The organism is Burkholderia sp. BCC1988, assembly GCF_905339895.1.
Classification (GTDB): domain Bacteria; phylum Pseudomonadota; class Gammaproteobacteria; order Burkholderiales; family Burkholderiaceae; genus Burkholderia.
In genome coordinates, this window is record NZ_CAJPHA010000015.1 from 1 (window position 1) to 21,982 (window position 21,982).

Sequence of the window (21,982 nt, forward strand, 5' to 3'; positions counted from 1 at the left end):
GCAACTCTGAAGCATGCTGGGCGTTTCCTACCGTGTTCTACCCATGCACTTCGGCGAGCATTACCCCTACCCGCCGCCGGCGTGCCGGACCAGAATGTCCGAACGAGCATCGCCGCATTCCGGATGCGACGCAGGAGGAGCTGCCATGAGACGCGTCTATTTTCTGTTGCCGACGGCGCAATGCGCGCGGTCGATCGTCGGCGAGCTGCTGTCGCTGCGAATCGAGTGGCGACATATCCATTGCCTCGCGAATCACGATGTCTGGCGCGACGACTTGCCGGAAGCCACGCTGGTGCAACGCAGCGACCTGCTGCCGTCGCTCGCGCGCGGCACCGCGGTCGGCTCCGCGACCGGCATGCTGATTGGGCTGATCCTGCTGCTGGTCCAGCCCGCGGGTTTGCCGATCGGCGGCGGCATCGTCGTGGCGATCACGCTGTTCGGCGCGGCCTTCGGCGCATGGGTGGCGACGATGATCGGCATCGACATGCCGAGCACGCGCCTGAAGCGTTTCGAGGAGGGCATCGAGCATGGCGAGCTGCTGATGATGATCGACGTGCCGACCGACCGCGTTCGCGAGATCGAAGACGCGATCAGGCTTCACCATAGGGATGCGCATCTGCAGGGAGAGGATCCGACTGTCCCGGCATTTCCATGAGTGGCGGGGCGGGCCGAATGCCGGCCGCTACGGCGCTACACGTTGCCGGACGCCATCGCTTCATGGCGCCCGGCAACGCGCCGTGCGCGCGATGCCGGCAGCATTGCCGCGCGCAGGCTGCCGCGGGTCGCGCGTGTTTCGCGTTTTTCCGCGTTTTTCAATTCGCGGCGAGCAGCCGCTTGTAGCGCGCGAGCACGCGCGGCACGTACTCGCGCGTCTGCGGCATCGACGGGATGCGATACCCGGCCCGAATCACGGCATTCTCTCCGGCGTTGTACGCAGCGAGCGTGAGCTCGACGTTTTCCTTGAACATGTTGAGCAGGAAGCGCAGATACCGTGCGCCGGTCAGCACGTTGGCGCGCGGATCGAACATGTCGCCGCCCGAGAAGCGCCGGGCCGTTTCCGGCATCAGTTGCATGAGCCCGAGCGCGCCTTTGTCCGATACCGCCTTCGGGTTGTATCCCGATTCGACGTCGATCACGGCGCGAAGGAGTTCGGGCGGAACGTTGAACGACCGGCTCGCTTCGGCGATCACGTCCTCGAACGACGACGCGACGACGTGTTTCGGCGCGACACGCTTCGTCGTGGATGCGGCCGGCCTGGCGGCTGGCCTCGCGGCCGCGACGATCACTTTCAGATTGACCGTGGTGGGCACGTTGGTCAGGACGATGACCCCGTTCTTCGCCACCATGCCGAATATCTGCGCGTGAGCGGCGCACGACCATGCCGAGCCGATTCCCGCGCATGCGGCGACGACGATGGTCTTTCGTAATCCGGACGAAGGTTGGCAGTGCATCTTTCAGGCCTCCTGCATCTGCATTTTCGTGGCCGGGTGTTCGCATCGACAATGGGGCATCCTCCTACAATTCGAGGCCGGCGGAGACGCTGCCGCGGTGGCGGTGCAAAACTGTTACACAAGGAATCGCCGGCAGGATCCGGTAATCCGGCGAAGTTGACGATCCTTACGCGGAACAGTTGTTTTCTGCTCGATGCAACCGCGGTTGCAGAAGAAATCATTGCTCGCGCGGCGAAAGCGATCGGATAGTCCCGCCATCCGTAGTCTTACTGATGCGACGCACCACCCCGAAACGATTCACGCCTGAAACATTCCCGTCGTCGCACGACGTTTCCGCAGATGCATGCCCGGCGCGGGCGCTCGCGCGCGGCGCGGTGGCGCGATCCTTGCTCGGACGAGGAGCGTGGCCAATCGCTCGCGAGGCGGACCACCAGACCGGACCGAGGAAATCATCAGAAAGGGCGTCCGGCACCGTGCAACCGAGGCATCGATGTCCAACGGGGGTGCAAGCGCGGGAACACTTGGGGGAAGTCGTGAATACTAAATATCGCGTGATAATTGCAGAAGATCACGATCTGCTGAGAAACGGGCTCCGGTCGATGCTTTGCGCACAAGGCGATTACGAAGTCGTCGGCGAAGCGCGGGACGGCAAGGAGGCATGCCATCAGGCAATGACGCTCGCGCCGGACCTGATCCTGATGGATCTGTCGATGCGCGGGATGAACGGCATCGATGCGAGCGCGACGATCAAGCGTCGAACGCCGTCCGTCCGGATCGTCGCGCTCACGGTGCACCAGAGCGAAGAGTATGTGCGCGAGGCGCTGCGCGCGGGTGTCGACGGCTACGTGCTCAAGGACGTTTCGTTCGACGAATTGCTGCTCGCGATGCGCATGGTCATGCAGGGGAAGAAGCATCTGAGTGCCGACGTGTACGGCTACATGGTCGACTCGTTCGTCAGCGGTCGCGAAATGCCCGCGCCGAAAAAGGCGTGGGACATCCTGACCGCACGCGAACGCAGCGTGCTGAAACTGATCGCGGAAGGACGCACCAACCGGCAGGTCGGTCAGTACCTGAACCTGAGCCCGAAGACGATCGAGAAGTACCGGGCGAGCATGATGCACAAGCTCCATCTCGCGAATCTGACGGAGCTGGTGCTCGTCGCGATGAACATGGGTCTGTTGACGACACTCGCGGCGAAATGCGCGGAGCCAAACGTGGACGAGGTGTCGACGCACGCAGTCGCCGACGGCGTGCAGGCGGCAGGCGCCGTCGCGCGGCTGGACGACTATCCGGCGGGCGGCGTGAAGGGCTGAGCGCGGCTGCGCGTCAGAGCGGCCAGGTTGCCGAGACGCGCGTACCCGTCGCGGCGGACGACTGGATCGCAAACGTGCCGCCGTGCGCCTCGATGCGGTGCTGCATGCCGATCAGGCCGAGCCCGGCCGTGCGCGCGTCGTCCGTCGAAAGCGGGCGACGTTCGTAGCCGACGCCGTCGTCGTCGATCGTCAGCATCAGGCTGCCGGCATCGTGTTGCAGGCTGAGCACGATCTCGGTGGCCTGTGCATGCTTGACGATGTTGTGGAGTGCCTCCTGCGCGACTCTGAACGCGTCGGCCTTCAGATGATCCGGTATGTCGTCGTCGTCGACGTCGCAATTGAACTCCACCGACAGCGGGTCCGCGTCGCGCTCGATGCGCCGGCACAGCGAAGCGAGCGCGGCCGGCAGTCCGAGCTTGTCGAGTATCGGCGGCCTCAATTCGCCGCAGATCTGGCGGACTTCGCCGATCGTCTCGCGAATGCGCAGCACGGCGTCGTCGAGCAGCGTCGTCGCGTCGGCGATCTCGCCGCGGCGAATGCGCATGAGCGCGTCCTCGTTCATCAGCTTGATGAGCGTCAGCGCCTGGCCGAGCCCGTCGTGCAATTCCGCGGCAAGCCGATGCCGTTCCTTCTGCTGGCCCATCAGGAGATAGGTGTTGCAGGCATGCACGCCCGCATCGTTCGCCGCGGCGCCGCGCCGTTCGGGCTCGGGCGTCGACGGTTCCTCGAACAGCGTCAGCGACAGGTGCGCGTCGGGAAGGGCCTGCTGATGTACGACGAATCGCGCGGGATGGCCGCTTCGCCCGCTGAGCATCGCAGTGAACGAATGATGCTGAAGGGCGACGCTCGTGGACAGCTCTCTCGCCAGCTCGGCGTGGGCGTCGTCGGGCGCCAGGTCGGACAGATGCCGGCCGACGAGTTCAGCGGCCGTGTAGCCGAACAGCGCCGCGGCACTGCGATTGACCGATACGAAGGTGCCGTCGTCGGCGAGAATGGCGAGCGCCGCTCCACGCGCATCGGTGACGACAGCACTGCGGCGATCATCGGGACGCACCGCGCTGCGCAGCTTGCGCATCGCATCGATCAGATCGAGCAGCCTGATCCGTGGTCCTTCCGGCTGGCGTTCAGTCATGGTAGCTCCCGAAGCGCAGTTTTCAGGAAACCGTAAGGTTTCGATCATTCTAGGACGTGACCGACTCGGCCCGCAACATGGGGATTTCGCGCGTACGTCTTGGGGAAATACCTTCCGTATGCAACGGGAAATCCCGCCAAGCGGGCATGTCCTACCGGCCTTTGGGGGGCGTCATCCCATGACGCTCGCGACCGGATTCATGACACTTCAGTGGCGGGGCACGGAATTGTCCGCTGCCTGGGCGCGTCTCAGGGAGGCTGGTATGAACAGGATCGGAAGATCGACGATGGGCGCACTCGTGGTCGCGGGCGTTGCGCTTGCCGCGACGCCCGCGTGGTGTGCGCCCGATGGCAGCGCGATCGAGAACGCCGGCGGGGCGGCCGCGGAAAACGCCGCCGCGAGCACGAGCGTCACGGAGAATGGTGCGCCGGATGCCGTCGAGAGCATGACGGGAATGACCATGCAGAACGGTGGCGAAGATTCCGTCGGAAACACCGCCGACAGCGCGGCGACGCACGCCGCGGAGCACGCGACGGAGCCCGCTGCGGAACACGCGATGGAACCCGCCACCGAGCCCGCAATGCAGCCCGCCGCAGGGCACGCGATGGAGCCCGCAACCGAGCCCGCGATGCAGCCCGCCGCGGAGCAGGCGACGGAGCCCGCTACCGAGCCCATGACGCAGCCCGCCGCGGCGCCCGCCAACGATAGCCCCGCCGCGCCCGCACCGGCCGCACCCGCCGCAAAACCGGCGGACAAGGCCGCCTCGCAGATGACCGACGGCGCGACCGGAGCCGCCGGCATGCACATGCATCATCACGCCGTGATGCCGGGCACCGTGCACACGATGGTCCAGTATGCCGAGCCGTCGGTCCAGCTCGTGCGCGACGACGGCCGGACCGTCTCGCTGGTCAAGGAACTGGACGACGGCCGGCCGGTGATCCTGACATTCATCTACACCAGTTGCACGACCATCTGCCCGATGATCAGCCAGACGCTCGAGCAACTGCAGGGCGAACTTGGCGCCGACCGCGACAAGGTGCACATCATGTCGATCTCGATCGATCCGGAGGCGGACACGCCCGAGCGGCTCAGGACCTACGCGGCACGCTTCGAAGCCGGCCCCGAATGGCAGCACTACACCGGTACCGTCGATGCGAGCGTCGCCGCGCAACGCGCGTTCAACGTGTATCGCGGCGACAAGATGAACCACACGCCGGTGACGTTCGTGCGGGCCGCGCCGGGCCAGCCGTGGCTGCGTATCGACGGCTTCGCGACGCCGACCGAGCTGCTCGCGGCCTATCGCGATGTCGTTGCGTCCAACTAGGTATCGCGTCTCTGAAAGGAGCGTCGAAATTGGACAACAAGCACCGTGTGCTGATCGTCGAGGATCAGCATCTGTTGCGGGTCGGCCTGAGTCACCTGGTTTCCGAGCTGGCCGACTACTGCATCGTCGGCGCGGCGAGCGGCGGGGTCGAGGCCTGCCGTCTCGCCGAGAAGACGCGGCCCGACCTGATCCTGATGGATCTGTCCATGCCGGGCGGCAGCGGCTTCGAAGCGATCGCGACGATCAAGCGCGACGTGCCGCATGCGCGGATCATCGTCCTCACGGTTCATCGCAGCGAAGACAACGTCAGGGAAGCGTTTGCCGCCGGCGCGGACGGCTACGTGGTCAAGGATTCGCCGTTCGCCGACCTGGTGCGCGAGATGCGCTTCGTGATGCAGGGCAAGTGCGTGGTCAGCCTCGACGCCTATCGCGCCCGCGCCGGCCTGCACGGGCTGCACGACGCGAACGCGCACCGGGCGCGATTGTGGAATGCGCTGACGAATCGCGAGCGCACGGTGTTGCGCCTCGTCGTCGAAGGGCACACGAGCCGGCAGGTCGGCGAGTGCCTGAAGGTCAGCCCGAAAACGGTGGACAAGCACCGCGCCAATCTCATGCGCAAGCTCGGCGTCGTGAACCTGACCGGCCTCGTTCACTTCGCGATCGACGTCGGCGTGCTCGCGCTGAACGACGACGACCGTGTGTAAATCCCCTCCATTCGGGCAGGGCCCAACAGGGGGGGATTTACCCATGGGGATGGACGGCACTCCCTACTTCTGACCCGTACCGGCGTGAACAAGAATGCAATCAACGGCATCGGCGGCGCCGGTGCCGCGGGTCGATACAGGGAGGCAGCCGTGAGCCACGAATCGTTCTCGATCCCGGCCGGCGGGCCGGGCCGGCGGCAGCGTGACGAACGACGCGTGTGCCCCGCGTGTGCGAGTCGCGGCTTCACGCTGCTCGAGCTGCTCGTCGTGATGGTCATCATCGGGTTGCTGGCAGGGCTCGTGGCGCCACGGTATTTCGAACAGGTCGGCAAGTCCAACGTCAAGATCGCGCGTGCGCAGATCGTGTCGCTCGGCCAGGCGCTGGATCAATACCGGCTCGACGTCGGTACCTATCCGACGACCGAGGAGGGGCTGGATGCACTCGTGAACAAGCCGCAAAGCGCATCGCGGTGGAGCGGTCCCTATCTGCAGAAGGCCGTCCCGGTGGATCCGTGGGACCGGCCCTATCAGTATCGTTCACCGGGCGAGCACGGCGACTACGACCTGTTCTCGCTCGGCAAGGACGGGCGCGGCGGCGGTACCGGCGAGAACGTGACGATCTCGTCGTGGTAGGGGCGCGTGGCCGCGGTCGCGGCGCGCGTCGTGAGCAGCTCGCAAGGAGGCTCGACGTGAAATTCGTGCTGCATGTATTCGATACGAGCGGCTCGGTGCAGACGCTTCGCATCGACAGCGATTCGCCGGCGAACGCGGCCTCGCTCGCGCGTGCGCGCGGCCTTCGCGTCGTATCGGTCAGCACGGACGCCGGGCGGCAGCGGCGCGGCGCGAACCGGCTCGGCATGCCGCGTGCGCGGTTCGACGTCGACATGTTCGCGCGCGAGCTGGCGGCGCTGCTCGATGCGGGTGTCGGCCTCGTCGACGCGCTGCGCACGCTCGGCGGCAACGCGCGGCGCGAAGCGTCCGCACAGGTGTGCCGCGACCTGCTGCGGCAGCTCGAGGAAGGGCAGTCGCTGTCGGCGGCGCTCGAGCATGCGAGCCCGATCTTTCCGCCGGTGCTGGTGGCGTGCGTGAAGGCGAGCGAGCAGACCGGCGGCCTGGCCGACAGCCTGACGCGCTATTCGCACAACAGCGCGACGCTGCGCGAGTTGCGCGCGCGGGTCGTGTCGGCGGCGATCTACCCGACGGTGCTGCTGTTCGTCGGTGCGGCCGTCGTGCTGTTCCTGCTCGGCTTCGTGGTGCCGCGCTTCGCGACGCTGCTCGAACACAGCGGCCGCGAGCTGCCGCTGATGTCGCGGCTGCTGATGGCGTGGGGCGGCATGGTGCACGCGCACGGCACCGAGCTGGCCGGCGGCCTCGCGGTGCTGGCGGTGGCCGCCGGTGTCGCGCTGCGGCGGCCGGCACTGCGCATCTGGCTCGCGGATCGGCTGCTGGCGCTGCCCGGCATCGGGCAACACTTCCGTGTGTTTCGCCAGTCGCAGTTCTATCGCACGACGGCGATGCTGGTCGACGGCGGCATTCCCGCCATTCGCGCGTTCGATCTCGCACGCGGCCTCGTCGGCCGCGCGGACCAGGCCGCGCTGGCGCGCGCGCTGCAGCAGGTCCGCAACGGCGCGAAGATGTCCGACGCGTTCCAGCAGGCCGGTCTCGCGAATGCGATCGGCTACCGCCTGCTGACGGTGGCCGAGAAGACCGGCGGGCTCGGGCCCGTCCTCGACCGGATCGCCGCGTTTCAGGAAGCGCAGGTGTCGCGCACGATCGACCTGATTTCGCGGCTGATCGAACCCATGATGATGATCGTGATCGGCGTGGTGATCGGCGGCATCGTCGTGTTGATGTACATGCCGATCTTCGAGATCGCGTCGAGCATTCAGTAGCCACCCCGGAGACGCGCGTGGACACCCTCACATCCTCCCCCGACAACCCGCCCGACGCGGACGCCGAACTGCGCGACCTGCTGCGCACGCTCGGCGAACGGCACGGTTCGGGCCTGCGCGCGCTCGAGGCATTGACGGCGCAGACGGCGCTGGGTGCGGACGAGATGCGCGAGCGGCTCGCGTCGCAATTCCGGATGAAGCCGATCGGCATGCGCGAACTGAATCGCCTGGAGCCGGATTTCGAGCTGGTGCCGTTCGTCGAGGCAACGGCGCGCCTTTGCGTGTGCCTGCGCGATCCCGACTGCGGCGCGCTGCTGTTCGCGATCGCCGATCCGCTCGATGCCCGCACGCGCGGCTGGATCGAGCACCGGATGCGTGCGCACCCGGCGCTGCCGTACGGATGGGCGCTCGCGAGCGCGGGCGACCTGGGCGCCTATCTCGCCGTGCGGGAGAAGGACATCCGCGCGATGGATTCGCTCGCGTTCGACGATCCGATCCTGAGTGCGCCCGATCCGGCGTCGCTCGCGTTGACGCTGCAGGGCATCAGCAGCGACGACAGCCCGGTGGTGCGTCTGCTCAACTCGACGATCTACGACGCGCTCAAGATGCTGGCGAGCGACATCCACCTCGAATGCCGGGCGAACGGCTTGATGATCAAGTGCCGGGTCGATGGCGTGCTGACGGTGGTGGGGCGCGTCGAGGGCCGCGACGTCGCGGACCAGGTGCTGTCGCGCGTGAAGGTGATCTCCGAGCTCGATATCGCGGAGCGCCGCATTCCGCAGGACGGGCGCTTCAAGGCGATGTACGCCGGACGCGAGATCGATTTTCGCGTATCGATCATGCCGAACCAGTTCGGCGAGGACGCGGTGTTGCGGATTCTCGACCGCTACCAGCTGTCCCAGGCGTCGGGCGGCCTGACGCTCGAGGCGCTGGGGTTCCAGCCCGCCGACACGCGCTTCATGCGGTCGGTCGCGTCGATGCCGTACGGGATGCTGCTCGTCACGGGCCCCACCGGCAGCGGCAAGACCACGACGCTTTATGCAATCCTCACCGAAATCAACAACGGGCTCGAGAAGATCGTGACGATCGAGGATCCGGTCGAATACCAGCTCGGCGAGATCCTGCAGATACCGGTCAACGAGGCGAAGGGCCTGACGTTCGCGCGCGGCTTGCGGTCGATCCTGCGGCACGATCCGGACAAGATCATGGTCGGCGAAATCCGCGATCCCGAAACCGCGCAGATCGCCGTGCAGGCCGCGCTGACCGGTCACCAGGTGTTCACCACCGTGCATGCGAACAACGTGTTCGACGTGATTGGCCGTTTCACGAACATGGAGGTCGATCCGTACAGCTTCGTATCGGCGCTGAACGGCGTGATCGCGCAGCGGCTGCTGCGCCAGTGCTGTCCGGACTGCCTGGACGAGGACACGGTCGACGCGGATGCGCTCGCCCGCTCGGGCATCGACCCGGACACGGCCGGCAGCTACCTGTTTCGCCGCGGTACCGGGTGCGCGATGTGCCGCGGCAGCGGCTATCGCGGCCGGCGCGCGATCGCGGAAGCGCTGCGCATGAACGACGAACTGCGGCAACTGCTGTCGGAGCGCGCGCCGCTCGGGCACATCAAGGCGGCGGCGCTGCGCTACGGCATGACGACGTTGCGCGCATCGGCGATCGACCTGGTGAGGCGCGGCGAAACGACGCTCGAGGAGATCAATCGTGTCACCATGGTCGAATGATCGGCTCGCGATCGGCGTCGGCACGCGCGAGATCGTCGTCGGCATCCGCCCGCGCGCACTGTGGCGGCCGGGCCGGCGCGGGTTCGCCGCCGATCCGCTCAGCGTCGTCATCCCCGACGAACGGTTCGGGAGCGAGACGGGGGTGCTCGACGCGCTGGCTGCCGCGCTGGCCGCGACGGCCACGACAGCCGGCAGCGACGGCAATGCGAAGCGGCCGCCCGTGCGCGGCGCGCACATCGTGCTCGACGATTTCTGGTGTTGCCATGCGATCCTGCGCGGCGACTTCCGCGCGCTGCACGCGCGCGAGCTCGAGGACATCGCGCTTGCGCATTTCTCCGACACCTACGGGGTCGCCGCCGAGTCGCTGGTCACGCGCTTCGACGTGCGGCGCGGCGGCCGTGTGCTCTTTGCCAGCGCGCTGCCGCGCACGCTGTACGACGGCATTCTCGGGACGGGCGCCGCCGGTGATGTCCGCATCCGCTGCCTGCGCGCGGGGCTTCCGGAGACGCTCGATCGGGTCGCGGTGAAGCCGGACGGCGACGCGATGCTGCTCGTCGTCGGCGAGGCGTTGCTGCAGGCGGTCATGATCGAGCGCGGCGAGTGGACCGCGTACGACGCGCAGCGCCTCTTTCCGGGCGAGTCCGGCGATGCGTCGAGGCTTGCCGAACTCGCCGAGCAGCTGTTCGAGCGCTCGGCGACGCGCACGGGCCTGACGCGCGACGACTGCAAGGTCTATCTGTGCGGCGTCGACACGGATGCCGCGCCGTTCGAGGCGCGTTTTGCCGCGGTCGTGCTGCCGGGCCGCGCGGCGCTCGACGGTTCGCCTGCGCGCCGGTTGCTGGAGTACGCATCATGAGCCGCACGCTCGACATCGATTTTTGCCGGCGCCGCGCCCGTATCGGCGTGAGCGGCGCGATCCTGCTCGGCGTCGCCGCGCTGCTGTGGGGCGCGTGCGCCGTCCGGCTCTGGCACGCGTATGCGGAGAACGATCGCATCCGGGACGCGCTGGCGCTCGTTCAGCATCGCACGTTCGCGCAACAACACGTCGTGAAGCCGCCGCCGACCGCGGCCGCCCGGCTCGCGGAAAAGCAGAGCCAGGCCGTGCTGCGCGAACTGACCGTGCCGTGGCAGACGCTCTTCTCGATCGTCGAAGACTATCCGGGCCATGACGTCGCACTGATCGGCATCGACCAGAACCCGGCACAGGGCCAGATTCGCATCACGGCCGAAGCGAAGGACCCGGACGCGATGATCGCGTACCTGAAGTACTTGCAGACGAGCGACGTGCTGCGCGAGGCGACGCTCAACGGCCACCTCGTCGAGGAGAACGTGGCGGGAAAGCCGGTGCGTTTCCAGATCACGGCCGTCTGGAGGAAATCATGAAAGCCGATCGTTTCGCGGACCGTCTGCTCACGCTTCGGTTCGCGTGGCGGCGTGCATTCGGCCTGCCGGGGCTCGCCGGGATCCTGATGCTCGGTGCCGCGGGCATCACGTATGCGGCGCTCGCCGGCGTGGAGGCCGACACGCGCGCGATGCAGGCGCCGGCGGGCGTCGTGCGCGCCGCACGCGGCCATCGTCCGGCCGACGTGCGCGGCACGGCGGCGGACGCGACGACGCTCGACACGTTGCCGGCGCTCTTTCCGCGCTTTTCGCAAAGCGCGGACGACATCGCGTCGATCTTCGAGCAGGCGCGCGACAGCCATCTGGCGCTCGGCTCCGCCGAGTACCAGATGACGACCGAGTCGGGGGCGCGCTTTACGCGCTACCAGGTGCTGCTGCCCGTGAAGGATCAGTACGGCGCGATCCGGCATTTTCTCGCGTCGGTGCTGAACCACGTGCCGAACGCGGCGCTGCAGGAAATCCACGTCGAGCGTCCGGCGGTGGGCAGCAGCATTCTCGACGCGCGGGTTCGTTTCGAACTCGTCTATCGGAGCGCCCAGCCATGATCTCCGCCGTCATGAAACCCGCGTCGCGCAATCGGCTCGTGCTCGTGCTGGGCTGCCTCGTCGTCGCCGGTACCGGATATCGCGTGCTGGTGGCGGCGATGCAGCAGCCGGCTCCGGCCGCTGCAAGCGGCATCGTCCATCGCGACGGTGCGCGCGTGGCGCCCGCGCCGGCACGCGCACGCGCAGGCCTTGCGGCGGCCTCGCATGCCGCGGCGCCTGCGCCCGCGTCGTTGCCCGCGGCGCATGACGTACCCGCGCCGCATGACGCGGCGGCGACCGCGCGGGAACAGCTCGCCGCATTGCGTGCGCCCGTGTCCGTCGAAGCTGCGCACGATCCCTTCACGGCGTCGTCATGGCTGCCGCCGCCGCCCGTCGAGCCGCCGCCGCCCGAAACGCGTCCGGCGCCGCCGACCGCGCCGCCGGTGCCGTTCATCTATCTCGGCCAGCAGGATGCCAAGTCGGCGAAGCCGCAAGTGTTTCTCGGCAACGGAGACCAGTTGCTGATCGTTTCGCCGGGCGATGTGATCGACAGCCAGTATCGCGTCGAGTCGGTGTCCGAGTCGAACGTGGTGCTCACCTATCTGCCGCTGAACCAGATCCAGATGGTGCCCATTTCAGTGGAAGGAAAGTAAATGGAAACCGTACTGACACGGGATGTGCGCCGCAACGGGGACGGCGGCCCGTCGACACGCCTTTGCTCCGTCACCCCGGCGGGTGCGCGACCCGCACCGGCGCCCCGCTGCGCGACGCAACGCGCGCTGGCGATCGCCGTGGCGCTGCTCGCATGCGGTGGCTGCGCGCATGTGCCGAACCTCCAGGACGATCCGACCAACGCGCAGGTGAAGATCGACGCCTTGCACGAGCGCAACGACGCGGTCGGCCAGCTGCTCGACAACGCGGACGCGTTTCGTCAGCAGAACGAATTCGACGACGCGGCGCGCTCCGTCTACATGGCGAAGCAGCTCGATCCGACCAGCGAGCGCGCGCGCCGGATCGGCGCGATGATCGACCAGGACCGCAAGCATCTCGCGATCCTGCAGGAAGCGGACCGCATGATGAAGCGCGGTTCGTACACGCAGGCCGCCGAACGCGTGCATCGTGTGCTGGTCGAGGATCCGGCCAACGCGATGGCGATGCGGATGCAGGCGGAACTCGACGAAAAGCGCCGCCAGCAACACGCGGACCGCGACGACAAGCTCGCGGCGTCGTCGATCATGCGCACGCCGGTGTCGCTGCAGTTCCGCGACGCGAACGTGCGGATGGTGTTCGAGGCCTTGTCGCGGACGTCCGGGCTGAACGTCATTTTCGATCGCGACGTGCGCGCCGACCTGAAGACGACGATCTTCGTGCAGAACGCGTCGCTGCAGGACACGGTCGACATGATCCTGTTGCAGAACCAGCTCGACAAGAAGCAGATGAATGCGAACACGCTGTTCATCTACCCGGCGACGCCGGCCAAGGAGCTCGAATACCAGGAGCTCAAGGTGCGCACGTTCCAGCTGTCGAACGTCGATGCGAAGCAGATCCAGTCGCTGCTGAAGAGCCTGCTGAAGGTGAAGGAGGCCGTGATCGACGAGCGCGCGAACTCGGTGACGATCCGCGGCACGCCGGACACGATCAAGGTCGCCGAGGAAATGATCACCGCCCAGGACTTGCCGGAGCCGGAGGTGATGCTCGAGGTCGAGGTGCTGGAGGTATCGCACGACCGGATATCGCAACTCGGCATCAACTGGCCGAACTCGTTTACGGTGTCGACGCCGAGCTCGGCCGATACCTGGGGCGTGCTGCATCATCTGCCGATCAATGCGCTGAACGTGAGCGGCCTGTCGGCCACCGCGGACTTCAAGCTGACCGACACCGACGCGAACCTGCTCGCGAGCCCGCGCATCCGCGCGCGCAACAAGGAGAAGGCGCGCATCATGATCGGCGACAAGGTGCCGGTGATTTCGAGCTCGAGCACGCCGAGCACCAGCGGCCCGTCATTTACGCAGATGATCCAGTACCTCGACGTGGGCATCAAGCTCGAGGTCGAGCCGCAGGTTTATCGCGACGGCGACGTCGGCATCAAGCTGAATCTCGAAGTCAGCAACATCACCAACACGATCTCGAGCGGCAACTCGCAGGGGCTGAGCTCGCTCGCGTATCAGATCGGCACGCGCAGCGCGTCGACCAGCCTGCGGCTTCGGGACGGCGAAACGCAGATCATGGGCGGCCTGATCTCGGACGAGGACCGCCGCAACGCGAACAAGGTGCCGGGCCTTGGCCAGTTGCCGGTGCTCGGCCGCCTGTTCTCGGATCACGGCGGCGATCACAAGAAGACCGAGATCGTGCTGCAGATCACGCCGCATATCGTCCGCCCGCAGGTTGCGGCGGATGCGGACACGCAGGAAGTGTGGTCGGGCACCGACGTCAACGTGCACGCCGACCAGCTGCGACTCGACCCGGTGGCGCTGAATGCGGAGTCGCCCGCGGCGACGGATGCGAAGGCGCCGGCGGCGCCAGAGGCGAAGGCACCCGCGGCGCCGGAGGCGAAGGTCGTTCCGGGCAGCGTGGGCGGCGGGACGTCGGGCGGCGCGGCGGCGTCGCCGCTGGAGGCCGCGGCGAACCGTGCGCAGCCATCGCCGCAGAGCGGCGCGTTCGGGCAGCTGCCGGCCGCACCGCGCACGACGCCGCCGCCCGACCCGTACGGCGGGCGGTTTTCGAGGTCTCAGCCGGGATTGCCCGCGCCGGCCCCCGGGGCCGCCGCGGCGGAGCAGCCGGCTGGCGGCGCGGCGCAGGCGGCCGCGCCGGCGGGCAATGAAGTGGCGCCCGCGCCGGGTACCACCGTGACGCCGGTTGCGTCGCCGGCACCGGCCGAGCAGGCGGCCGCGGCGGCCAATGCGCCGGCCGCCGCGCCGGCGTCGCCCGCTCCGACGCTGCAGATGCCGGCGGGCGATATCCCGAACGAAAACCCGCTTCGCCCGATCGGGAAGTGAGCCGTGAACGCCCGCCGCGCAGCGCCTCGCATTGGCCGCGTCGGCCGGCGCGGCTTCACGTTGATCGAGATGGTCATCACGCTCGCGCTCGTGTCGATCCTCGCGCTCGCGATCATGCCGTTCTCCGAACTGATCGTGCAGCGTCAGAAGGAGCAGGAGCTGAGTGCCGCGTTGCGCGAGATTCGCACGGCGCTCGATGCGTACAAGGATGCGAGCGATGCGGGGCAGATCGAAAAGGAGGCGGAAGCGTCCGGCTATCCGCCGTCGCTGGCCGTGCTCGTGACGGGCGTGAAGAACGTCCGCGACCCGAAGGGCGGCATGATGACGTTCCTGCGCCGCGTGCCGCGCGATCCGTTCTTCGCCGGCGATCCCGATACGCCGGCCGAGGACACCTGGGATGTGCGCGCGTACGGCACGCCGCCGGACCCGTCGGCCGACGCGGCTCCTGCCGGCATGGAGCCCGGCAAGGACGTGTTCGACGTGACCTCGAAATCCGCTCGTGTCGGCATCAACGGCATTCCGTACAAACAATGGTGACGGTTCATCATGAAACCCGCTCGCATGCGCAGGATCCGCGGCTTTACGCTGATCGAAATCGTGGTCGTGATGGCCATCATCGGGCTGCTTCTGACCTTGGCCGTGCCGCGCTACATGCACAGCATCGAGCGCGGGAAGGAACAGGTGCGGCGGCAGAACCTCGCGGTGATGCGCAATGCGATCGACCAGTATTACGGTGACAACGGGCAATACCCCGACACGCTCGACGAACTGGTCGCGAAGCACTACTTGCGCGCGGTTCCGGTCGATCCGGTGAACGGCGACGACAAATGGGCGACGATCGCATCGCCGGACGACACCAAGCCGGGCGTCTACGATGTGGGGCCCGCGAGCGGTGTGCAAGGCGCGCTGCCGGGCGTGGCGGGAACGGCGGGAACGGCGGGAACGGCGGGAACGGCGGCAACGGCGGCAACGGCGGCAACGGCGGCAACGGCGGGCGTGGCCGGAGCCGTGAAATGAGCCGGTCCGGGCGGGCCGCGCGCGCGCGTGCGATGCATGCCCGCCTGTGCGGCGGGCGGCAGCGCGGGCTCGTGCTGCTCGCGCTGCTGATCGCGCTGATGCTGATGTCGATCGCGCTGGCCGGCGCGCTGGACGTCTGGTCGCTGCAGCGGCGCCGCGAACAGGAGCGGCAACTGCTGTTCGTCGGCGATCAGTACCGCAGGGCCATCGTCGCGTACTACCGTGTCGGGCGCGTATATCCGCAAACGGTCGACGACCTGCTGGACGATACGCGCTTTGCCACGCCCATGCATCATCTGCGCCGCGCATATCCGGATCCGGTCAGCGGCAAGAACGACTGGTCGTTCCTGTGGCGGGCCGACCGGTTCTACGGCGTATCCAGCAGCTCGGATGGCGCGCCGATCAAGCGCGCGGGATTTCCGGATCGATACAGGGACTTCGAGGGCCTCGAAACCTATCGGCAATGGAAGTTTCTTTACCTCGCACCGGGTATGGCCGCATCGGCCGACGAAGCGTCGCCGGCGGCGCCGGCGCGGCCGGCCAGTGTGCCGAGCCTGTCCGGTTTTCCGGGCGGCTCGCTGCCCGGACAGGTGCCGACGGGCTTGCGTTGACGCGGATTCGGCACCACGCGATACAGGCCGCACGCAAAAAAGCGCGACGCCCGCAACGGGCATCGCGCGTAAAACGGCGTGGAGCGCCGACGAATGAAACGTGATGAAGAAAGGGGCGCCCGGCTAGGGGCGCCCGGTTAAGGACGCCCGGCCAGAGGCTCAGGCCTTCGCGAGCTTGATGCTGGTCGGCTCGGCCGTCAGGTAGCCGACGCTCGCGCCGAAGCGGTCCTTGTAGTTCGCGCGCACCAGCGGGTCGAGCGTCGCCTTGACCTTGTCGTGCAGCGGCGTCTCCCAGTCGCCCACGTGCTGGAAGTTGCTCATCACGTAGGTCCAGCCGTTGATCTCGTCGACCGCGTGCAGGCCCGTCGATTCGGCGCCGGCCGGGCACGACAGCACGCGCGCGAGCGATTTCGTGTCGACGTTGTACGCCCACAGGAAGTTGTTCACGTGCATGCCCGAGTCTTCGCCGATGAACAGCGTGCGCAGCTTTTCGGAGAACTTCAGGTTGTCGGGGTTCGCGATCTTGTCCGGGTTCGCGAGGTTGCCGAGCGCATCGGCCGCGGCGAGGTCCTCGCCGACGAGCGCGGCCGGCGCGCTCATGTCGACCGGCACCCACTCGCTGTCGATCGCGCTGCCCGACTTGTCGCGCTGGCCGGCCTTCAGGTTCAGCGCATAGACGGCGCCCGCGGCGATCTTCTTGTCCACCGCGACGTCGCGCGACACCGCATTGCCCTGGACCATCGACGTCTCGATCCGCGACATCGCCGTGTAGACGATCTTGTCCTTCGCGTTGACCGTCGTGCCTTCGAGCTTCGTGAACGCCATGCTGCCGCCGATCAGCGCCGCGTAGCGGTGCGTCTCGAGGAACGCGGCCGCCTTTTCCATCCCGGGCTTCACGCGCATCCAGTTGAACTTGCCGCCGAAGTGGATCTTCGTGTAGCTCGCGTCGTTCGGGTCGGTCGTCGTCAGGTCCATGATGTCCGACGCCTTCAGCGTGTTCGCGAGCGTCTCGATCTCGCTGCTCGTCGCGTGTCCGATTTTGATCCACGTGAGCGTCGCGCTGCCCGCGCCGGCGGACGACGTCTGCGTCCACTTCGCGACGTAGAGCGTGCCGGCCGACAGGTCGGCCGCCTTGTCGGCGACGAACATGAACAGGCCGCCGTTGGTGGCGTCGTCACCCATCATCACGGTGCGCTGGTCCGGCATCACCTGGATCAGCTCGTGCGAGATGCGGCCGAGACAGTAGTGCTTCTTCACCGTGCCGGTGCCGTCCGGATTCACCGTGATCTCGGGCAGGTGGCCGTAGTGGTAGGGGTTCGCCTTCGTCTCGTCGCCGAACGTGTTCCGGCTGAATGCCTTGAACTGGGCGTCGGTCGCGGCCTTCGTCGCATCCGGCTCGTATTCCTCGCTCGACAGGTGCGTGCCCCACGGCGACAGGCTCGCGCCGCACGTGATCCACAGGCCGTGCGCTTTCGACGTGTCGACGTTGTGATACTTGACGACCTTCAGCGCGCCGCTGGACGGATCCTGGTCGAGCGTGATCACCGCGATCGGCGACGGCAGCTGGCCGTACTGTGACGCGCTTGCCTGGTCGCGCGTCGTGTATTCGAACTGCACGACCGCGAAGACCGTGTTGCCCTTCACGCCGGCAACGCTCGCGTTCTTCAGCGTCAGCAGCGAGCTGCCGTCCGGGCAGTCCGAGTAGAACTGGCGCTCCTTGCCCGCCACCGAGCGGTCGATGATCGGCTGGTTGTTGATGTCGTAATAGCCGCCCGCGAGCGTCGTGCCGCCCTTGCCGTCCGGCACCATGTCGCCCGTCACGAAGAACGGCCGGTACGCGAGCTTGAAGTTGCGCGACGAGCCGTCCGAGAACGCCACCGACAGCGTCGAGCCGACCGTCGTCGTGGCCATCGCGGCCGCGTTGTCGAGCGTGGGCGCGGCCATCGCCGAGAACGTCGCCGACGTGTACGCGGCGGCCGGCGTCGCCGCCACCGGATTGTCGTCGCCGCCGCAGCCGGTCAGCAGGGCCGGCAGCGCGAGGCCGGAGAGGGGCAGCATGGGCGCGCCGGCGAGGATCTTCAGGGCCTGACGACGGGAAGCATTGGGCAACGCGGGCATGTGGAGTCCAGTTTCAGATATTGGAAGAATGGCCTTCCGCGAAGCAGGCGATCAGCAAGCAACGCGAAGGCAAGTTGAAAACTGGACCGAAGTGTAGGGACGCTAGATGAAAGTTTTTTGAATAGAAAACGTAATGATGTGTCGGGCGTCCGTCAGGCGGGCTGCCGGACGCCGGTCGCAAGCGTTTGCGCTCAGTCGCGCTCGGGCGTCGCCGAGATGCGGTGGATCGACAGGTCGGCACCGTCGAATTCGGCTTCGCGATCGAGGCGCAGCCCGACGGTCGCCTTCAGCGCGCCGTACACGAGCGTGCCGCCCGCGCTGGCGATCGCGATGCCGCCGAGCGTGCCGATCAGCTGCGACACGAACGACACGCCGCCGAGGCCGCCGAACGCGGGTTGCCCGAACACGCCGGCCGCGATGCCGCCGAGCGCGCCGCACATGCCGTGCAGCGGCCACACGCCGAGCACGTCGTCGATGCGCCACTTGTTCTGCACGCAGGTGAACATCGCGACGAACAGTGCGCCGGCTGCGGCACCCGTGACGAGCGCGCCGATCGGGTGCATCACGTCGGAGCCCGCGCAGACGGCGACGAGGCCCGCGAGCGGGCCGTTGTACGTGAAGCCCGGGTCGTTGCGGCCGGCCATCCACGCGGCGAGCGTGCCGCCGACCATCGCCATCAGCGAGTTCACGGCGACGAGGCCGCTGATCTTGTCGAGCGTCTGCGCGCTCATCACGTTGAAGCCGAACCAGCCGACCGCGAGCACCCACGCGCCGAGCGCGAGGAACGGGATGTTCGACGGCGGATGCGCGGCGATCCGGCCGTCCTTCGCATAGCGGCCGTGGCGGGCGCCGAGCAGCAGCACGGCCGGCAGCGCGACCCAGCCGCCGAACGCGTGCACGACGACCGAGCCCGCGAAATCGTGGAACGGCGCGCCGAATGCGTGCGTGAGCCAGGCTTGCACGCCGAAGCGCTCGTTCCATGCGATCCCTTCGAAGAACGGATAGATGAAGCCGACGATGATCAGCGTCGCGACGAGCTGCGGATTGAATTTCGCGCGCTCCGCGATGCCGCCGGACACGATCGCGGGGATCGCCGCCGCGAACGTCAGCAGGAAGAAGAAGCGCACGAGCGCGTAGCCGTTGTGCTGCGACAGCGTGCCGATGTCGTCGAAGAACTCGACGCCGTACGCGATCGTATAGCCGATGAGGAAGTACGCGAGCGTCGACACCGAGAAGTCGACCAGGATCTTCACGAGCGCGTTGACCTGGTTCTTCTTGCGGACCGTGCCGAGCTCGAGAAATGCGAAGCCCGCGTGCATCGCGAGCACCATGACGGCGCCGATCAACAGGAACAGTGTATCGACGCCGGGTTTCAGACCATCCATGCCGTGGCTTCCTTGCGCAAAAAACGGGCGAGGAATGCAAGTATCGGGCCAACTTGGTGAACGGCTGCGTGCAATTGGTGCAGAGGGCCGTTTGGTGCGGCATTCCGGTGATGCCTGCACGATGGCGGGGCAGGCCACATGCGCCGCGGCTGCCATAACGAATGCACGTGCGTGGTGCGATGCGTGCGCAACTGGTGCGTTCGATGCGCTCCGCGGTGCGGCGTGGTGCGCCGCGATGCACCGGTGTGGCGCGTCAGCGGCGCGCGAACAGCGCGCGCGGGCGCCCGGCGTCACGCAGGCGCGTCGCGGAGGGGGCGCGAAGACACAGGAACAGGGTGGCGGCGAGCACGGCGGCCAGCGTGATGAACCAGTCGATGAGGAAAGCCATGAAGGAAGCGGAAAGCGCGTAGAGCGGATTGGAGCCTGCCCAATTCAGTGTGGGCGCGCGTGCGATTGAATCAGACAATTCCGAAATTGAAAGGCATTCTTAATCGGGAGTCGGCGTTGGCCCCGTTGCGGAGGCGGTATCATCGACACCGGTCCAACCCTGCAGGCCGTGCGGCGCACGGCCGGAGATTGCTGATGAAGATGAAGACTTCGCGGGCGCGTCGCATGCCCGGGTCCGTGCTGGCGGCCGCGGCCGTCGGCGCGCTGTTGTTGCTCGCAGGCTGCGAGAAGTCCGGCACGCCGGCCACGCAACCCGATACGGCCGCGAGCGCGGCCGCCGACGCCGCGAACAACGCGGCCAAGGCGCTCGACCAGGTGGCGAGCACCGTCAACCAGCAGATCAATGCCGCGAAGGCCGGCATCGCGAGCGCGGCATCGGCGGTGCCGCCGCTGTCGGCGAGCGGCCTCGCGTCCGCCGCGCAGGCGCAGATCGATGCGGCCGCTTCCGCGGTCGTCGCGCACGCGGCATCGGAAGCCGGCGCGAAGATCGCGGAGGCCGGCAAGAAGCTCCAGCAGTGGAGCCAGCAGAACGCGTCGGGTGCGAAGCCGGCCAGCGGCGAGTAGCGGGCCTTGCGCAATCCGCGAAATGTAATTATAGTGGTTACATATTGTCGCCGGCTGCCGTTCGGGCCGGCGTCGCCGAGTGAGTGAGGAATGAATACCAGCAGCCGGTTCGCGTTTGCCGTTCACGTGCTCGCCTTGCTGTCGATGCAGGAAGGCGCGCCGCTGTCGTCCGACATCATCGCGGGCAGCGTGAACACGAATCCGGCGCTGATTCGCCGTCTGTTGTCGATGCTGGCGGCCGCGGGGCTGACCACGTCGCAGCTCGGCGCGGGCGGCGGGGCGCTGCTGGCGCGCGAGCCGGGCGAGATCACGCTGCTCGACGTGTATCGCGCGGTCGACGACGCGCAGCTGTTCGCGCTGCACCGCGAGGCGCCGAATCCCGCGTGTCTCGTCGGGCGGCACATCCAGGGCGTGCTGATCGACTATATCGGCGACGCGCAGCGCGCGATGGAAGCATCGCTTGCCACGCGCACGCTCGCGGACGTCACGGCCGACGTGCTCGCATCGGAGCAGCGCGGCCGGCCGGCGGGGAGCGCGAGCGGCTGAGCGCAGGCAGCGGATGAGGCAGGGCAGGAGGCCGGATGGCGCGCATTGCGCGGCGCCCGGCGCGACGGAGTGAGGCTCCGTTTTTTTTTTCGGTCTTATATGTAATTGCTGTAGTTACTTATTTATTTCTGGAGAATCGACATGACGCAACGTTCCTTGAACATCGCACTGTTTGGCGCCACCGGGATGATCGGCTCGCGCATTGCTGCGGAAGCCGCGCACCGCGGCCATCGCGTGACCGCGCTGTCGCGCCATCCGGCGGCGGCGGCCGACGGCATCACCGCGAAGGCGGCCGACCTGTTCGATGCGGCCAGCATCGCGGCCGCGCTGCCGGGCCACGACGTCGTCGCCAGCGCGTACAGCCCGAAACAGGACGATCCCGCCAAGGTCGTCGCCGCGGCGAAGGCGCTGGTGGAAAGCACGCGCCAGGCAGGCCTGAAGCGGCTCGTGGTGGTGGGTGGCGCCGGGTCGCTCGAGGTCGCGCCGGGCAAGCAGCTGGTCGACACCGAAGGTTTCCCGGACGCGTACAAGGCGGTCGCGCTCGCGCACCGCGATGCGCTCGACTATCTGAAGACGGTCGGCGATCTCGACTGGACGTTCTTCGCGCCGGCCGCGCTGATCGCACCGGGCGAGCGCACGGGCACGTTCCGCACGGGCGTCGGCAAGCTGATCGTGGACGCACAGGGCAACAGCAAGATCTCGGCGGAAGACTATGCGGTCGCGTTCGTCGATGCGCTCGAGCAAGACAGCTTCGTGCGCGAGATCGCGACCGTCGCGTATTGAGCGGCATCGTGGCGAGGCGGCACGCAAGTGCCGCATTC

Annotated in this window: 23 protein-coding genes; 18 read left to right on the top strand and 5 right to left on the bottom strand. The window is 67.6% G+C overall.

Annotated features, from left to right (window positions below; all coding sequences use genetic code 11):
- The first annotated feature begins 145 nt into the window (after window positions 1-145).
- The gene (locus U4012_RS21355; protein WP_321801568.1) at window positions 146-655 is read left to right on the top strand and encodes a DUF1269 domain-containing protein; all 510 of its coding nucleotides are present in this window, start codon (window positions 146-148) and stop codon (window positions 653-655) included.
- A gap of 157 nt (window positions 656-812) precedes the next feature.
- Here the strand turns inward: U4012_RS21355 and U4012_RS21360 are convergent, their stop codons facing one another.
- Window positions 813-1,451, bottom strand: coding sequence for a lytic transglycosylase domain-containing protein (locus U4012_RS21360; protein WP_321801291.1), 639 nt, complete (start codon window positions 1,449-1,451; stop codon window positions 813-815).
- Between the two features lie 533 nt (window positions 1,452-1,984).
- Here U4012_RS21360 and U4012_RS21365 point away from each other — a divergent pair.
- Window positions 1,985-2,764 carry a response regulator gene (locus U4012_RS21365; protein WP_044849151.1) on the top strand — a complete coding sequence of 260 codons (780 nt, stop codon included), beginning with the start codon at window positions 1,985-1,987 and terminating at the stop codon, window positions 2,762-2,764.
- A gap of 13 nt (window positions 2,765-2,777) precedes the next feature.
- Here the strand turns inward: U4012_RS21365 and U4012_RS21370 are convergent, their stop codons facing one another.
- Window positions 2,778-3,896, bottom strand: coding sequence for a PAS domain-containing sensor histidine kinase (locus U4012_RS21370; protein WP_321801294.1), 1,119 nt, complete (start codon window positions 3,894-3,896; stop codon window positions 2,778-2,780).
- 673 nt (window positions 3,897-4,569) lie between these two features.
- Between U4012_RS21370 and U4012_RS21375 the strand changes: the two genes are divergently transcribed.
- From U4012_RS21375 to U4012_RS21435, 13 genes are all read left to right on the top strand, one after another.
- Window positions 4,570-5,220, top strand: a complete 651-nt coding sequence (locus U4012_RS21375) for an SCO family protein (protein ID WP_321801570.1) — start codon at window positions 4,570-4,572, stop codon at window positions 5,218-5,220.
- 29 nt (window positions 5,221-5,249) lie between these two features.
- Complete coding sequence (locus U4012_RS21380) at window positions 5,250-5,924, top strand: response regulator (protein ID WP_124571829.1); 675 nt, start codon at window positions 5,250-5,252, stop codon at window positions 5,922-5,924.
- A 171-nt stretch (window positions 5,925-6,095) separates the two neighbouring features.
- On the top strand, window positions 6,096-6,557 hold the full coding sequence (gene gspG, locus U4012_RS21385; RefSeq protein WP_415750393.1) for a type II secretion system major pseudopilin GspG: 462 nt from the start codon (window positions 6,096-6,098) through the stop codon (window positions 6,555-6,557).
- Window positions 6,558-6,613: 56 nt separating this feature from the next.
- Window positions 6,614-7,816, top strand: coding sequence for a type II secretion system F family protein (locus U4012_RS21390; protein WP_124487507.1), 1,203 nt, complete (start codon window positions 6,614-6,616; stop codon window positions 7,814-7,816).
- Between the two features lie 17 nt (window positions 7,817-7,833).
- Window positions 7,834-9,552, top strand: a complete 1,719-nt coding sequence (locus U4012_RS21395) for a GspE/PulE family protein (RefSeq protein ID WP_321801298.1) — start codon at window positions 7,834-7,836, stop codon at window positions 9,550-9,552.
- Window positions 9,533-10,408 (top strand): hypothetical protein, encoded by an 876-nt coding sequence (locus tag U4012_RS21400; RefSeq protein ID WP_321801300.1) that lies wholly within the window; start codon window positions 9,533-9,535, stop codon window positions 10,406-10,408. Before U4012_RS21395 ends, U4012_RS21400 begins: the two co-directional genes overlap by 20 nt.
- On the top strand, window positions 10,405-10,935 hold the full coding sequence (locus U4012_RS21405; protein WP_044849141.1) for a membrane protein: 531 nt from the start codon (window positions 10,405-10,407) through the stop codon (window positions 10,933-10,935). Before U4012_RS21400 ends, U4012_RS21405 begins: the two co-directional genes overlap by 4 nt.
- Entirely contained in the window at window positions 10,932-11,498 is a 567-nt protein-coding gene (locus tag U4012_RS21410) for a hypothetical protein (RefSeq protein ID WP_124487511.1), read from the top strand. Before U4012_RS21405 ends, U4012_RS21410 begins: the two co-directional genes overlap by 4 nt.
- A complete protein-coding gene (locus U4012_RS21415) occupies window positions 11,495-12,130 on the top strand; it encodes a hypothetical protein (RefSeq protein ID WP_124894395.1) in 636 nt (211 codons plus the stop codon). Before U4012_RS21410 ends, U4012_RS21415 begins: the two co-directional genes overlap by 4 nt.
- Window positions 12,131-14,473 carry a type IV pilus secretin PilQ gene (locus U4012_RS21420; RefSeq protein ID WP_321801304.1) on the top strand — a complete coding sequence of 781 codons (2,343 nt, stop codon included), beginning with the start codon at window positions 12,131-12,133 and terminating at the stop codon, window positions 14,471-14,473. It begins immediately after the preceding gene.
- A 3-nt stretch (window positions 14,474-14,476) separates the two neighbouring features.
- Window positions 14,477-15,010, top strand: coding sequence for a type II secretion system protein (locus U4012_RS21425; protein WP_044848032.1), 534 nt, complete (start codon window positions 14,477-14,479; stop codon window positions 15,008-15,010).
- 9 nt (window positions 15,011-15,019) lie between these two features.
- Complete coding sequence (locus tag U4012_RS21430; protein WP_321801307.1) at window positions 15,020-15,490, top strand: type II secretion system protein; 471 nt, start codon at window positions 15,020-15,022, stop codon at window positions 15,488-15,490.
- The gene (locus tag U4012_RS21435) at window positions 15,487-16,101 is read left to right on the top strand and encodes a type II secretion system protein (RefSeq protein ID WP_321801309.1); all 615 of its coding nucleotides are present in this window, start codon (window positions 15,487-15,489) and stop codon (window positions 16,099-16,101) included. The genes U4012_RS21430 and U4012_RS21435 overlap by 4 nt, the downstream gene beginning before the upstream one ends.
- Window positions 16,102-16,260: 159 nt before the next feature.
- Here U4012_RS21435 and U4012_RS21440 read toward each other — a convergent pair whose 3' ends face one another.
- From U4012_RS21440 to U4012_RS21450, 3 genes are all read right to left on the bottom strand, one after another.
- Window positions 16,261-18,219: a PhoX family protein gene (locus tag U4012_RS21440; RefSeq protein ID WP_321801311.1), complete on the bottom strand. Its 1,959-nt coding sequence runs from the start codon at window positions 18,217-18,219 to the stop codon at window positions 16,261-16,263.
- Between the two features lie 191 nt (window positions 18,220-18,410).
- Window positions 18,411-19,604 (bottom strand): ammonium transporter, encoded by a 1,194-nt coding sequence (locus U4012_RS21445; protein WP_321801313.1) that lies wholly within the window; start codon window positions 19,602-19,604, stop codon window positions 18,411-18,413.
- A gap of 253 nt (window positions 19,605-19,857) precedes the next feature.
- Window positions 19,858-19,992: a hypothetical protein gene (locus U4012_RS21450; protein ID WP_321801581.1), complete on the bottom strand. Its 135-nt coding sequence runs from the start codon at window positions 19,990-19,992 to the stop codon at window positions 19,858-19,860.
- A gap of 194 nt (window positions 19,993-20,186) precedes the next feature.
- On the opposite strand from U4012_RS21450, the gene U4012_RS21455 reads away from it, so the two are divergent.
- The 3 genes from U4012_RS21455 (at window position 20,187) to U4012_RS21465 (ending at window position 21,944) form a co-directional block, all read left to right on the top strand.
- Entirely contained in the window at window positions 20,187-20,615 is a 429-nt protein-coding gene (locus U4012_RS21455) for a hypothetical protein (RefSeq protein WP_044848027.1), read from the top strand.
- A 90-nt stretch (window positions 20,616-20,705) separates the two neighbouring features.
- Window positions 20,706-21,161, top strand: coding sequence for an Rrf2 family transcriptional regulator (locus U4012_RS21460; protein ID WP_044848026.1), 456 nt, complete (start codon window positions 20,706-20,708; stop codon window positions 21,159-21,161).
- A 141-nt stretch (window positions 21,162-21,302) separates the two neighbouring features.
- Window positions 21,303-21,944, top strand: a complete 642-nt coding sequence (locus U4012_RS21465; protein WP_321801317.1) for an NAD(P)-dependent oxidoreductase — start codon at window positions 21,303-21,305, stop codon at window positions 21,942-21,944.
- Window positions 21,945-21,982 lie beyond the last annotated feature (38 nt).

What these genes read in the sequence shown, in the direction of transcription:
- U4012_RS21355 (WP_321801568.1), top strand. Translation starts at nt 146, where the DNA reads ATGAGACGCGTCTATTTTCTGTTGCCGACGGCGCAATGCGCGCGGTCG.
- U4012_RS21360 (WP_321801291.1), bottom strand. Translation starts at nt 1,451, where the DNA reads ATGCACTGCCAACCTTCGTCCGGATTACGAAAGACCATCGTCGTCGCC.
- U4012_RS21370 (WP_321801294.1), bottom strand. Translation starts at nt 3,896, where the DNA reads ATGACTGAACGCCAGCCGGAAGGACCACGGATCAGGCTGCTCGATCTG.
- U4012_RS21375 (WP_321801570.1), top strand. Translation starts at nt 4,570, where the DNA reads ATGACGCAGCCCGCCGCGGCGCCCGCCAACGATAGCCCCGCCGCGCCC.
- U4012_RS21405 (WP_044849141.1), top strand. Translation starts at nt 10,405, where the DNA reads ATGAGCCGCACGCTCGACATCGATTTTTGCCGGCGCCGCGCCCGTATC.
- U4012_RS21410 (WP_124487511.1), top strand. Translation starts at nt 10,932, where the DNA reads ATGAAAGCCGATCGTTTCGCGGACCGTCTGCTCACGCTTCGGTTCGCG.
- U4012_RS21415 (WP_124894395.1), top strand. Translation starts at nt 11,495, where the DNA reads ATGATCTCCGCCGTCATGAAACCCGCGTCGCGCAATCGGCTCGTGCTC.
- U4012_RS21420 (WP_321801304.1), top strand. Translation starts at nt 12,131, where the DNA reads ATGGAAACCGTACTGACACGGGATGTGCGCCGCAACGGGGACGGCGGC.
- U4012_RS21430 (WP_321801307.1), top strand. Translation starts at nt 15,020, where the DNA reads ATGAAACCCGCTCGCATGCGCAGGATCCGCGGCTTTACGCTGATCGAA.
- U4012_RS21435 (WP_321801309.1), top strand. Translation starts at nt 15,487, where the DNA reads ATGAGCCGGTCCGGGCGGGCCGCGCGCGCGCGTGCGATGCATGCCCGC.
- U4012_RS21440 (WP_321801311.1), bottom strand. Translation starts at nt 18,219, where the DNA reads ATGCCCGCGTTGCCCAATGCTTCCCGTCGTCAGGCCCTGAAGATCCTC.
- U4012_RS21445 (WP_321801313.1), bottom strand. Translation starts at nt 19,604, where the DNA reads ATGGATGGTCTGAAACCCGGCGTCGATACACTGTTCCTGTTGATCGGC.
- U4012_RS21450 (WP_321801581.1), bottom strand. Translation starts at nt 19,992, where the DNA reads ATGGCTTTCCTCATCGACTGGTTCATCACGCTGGCCGCCGTGCTCGCC.
- U4012_RS21455 (WP_044848027.1), top strand. Translation starts at nt 20,187, where the DNA reads ATGAAGATGAAGACTTCGCGGGCGCGTCGCATGCCCGGGTCCGTGCTG.
- U4012_RS21460 (WP_044848026.1), top strand. Translation starts at nt 20,706, where the DNA reads ATGAATACCAGCAGCCGGTTCGCGTTTGCCGTTCACGTGCTCGCCTTG.
- U4012_RS21465 (WP_321801317.1), top strand. Translation starts at nt 21,303, where the DNA reads ATGACGCAACGTTCCTTGAACATCGCACTGTTTGGCGCCACCGGGATG.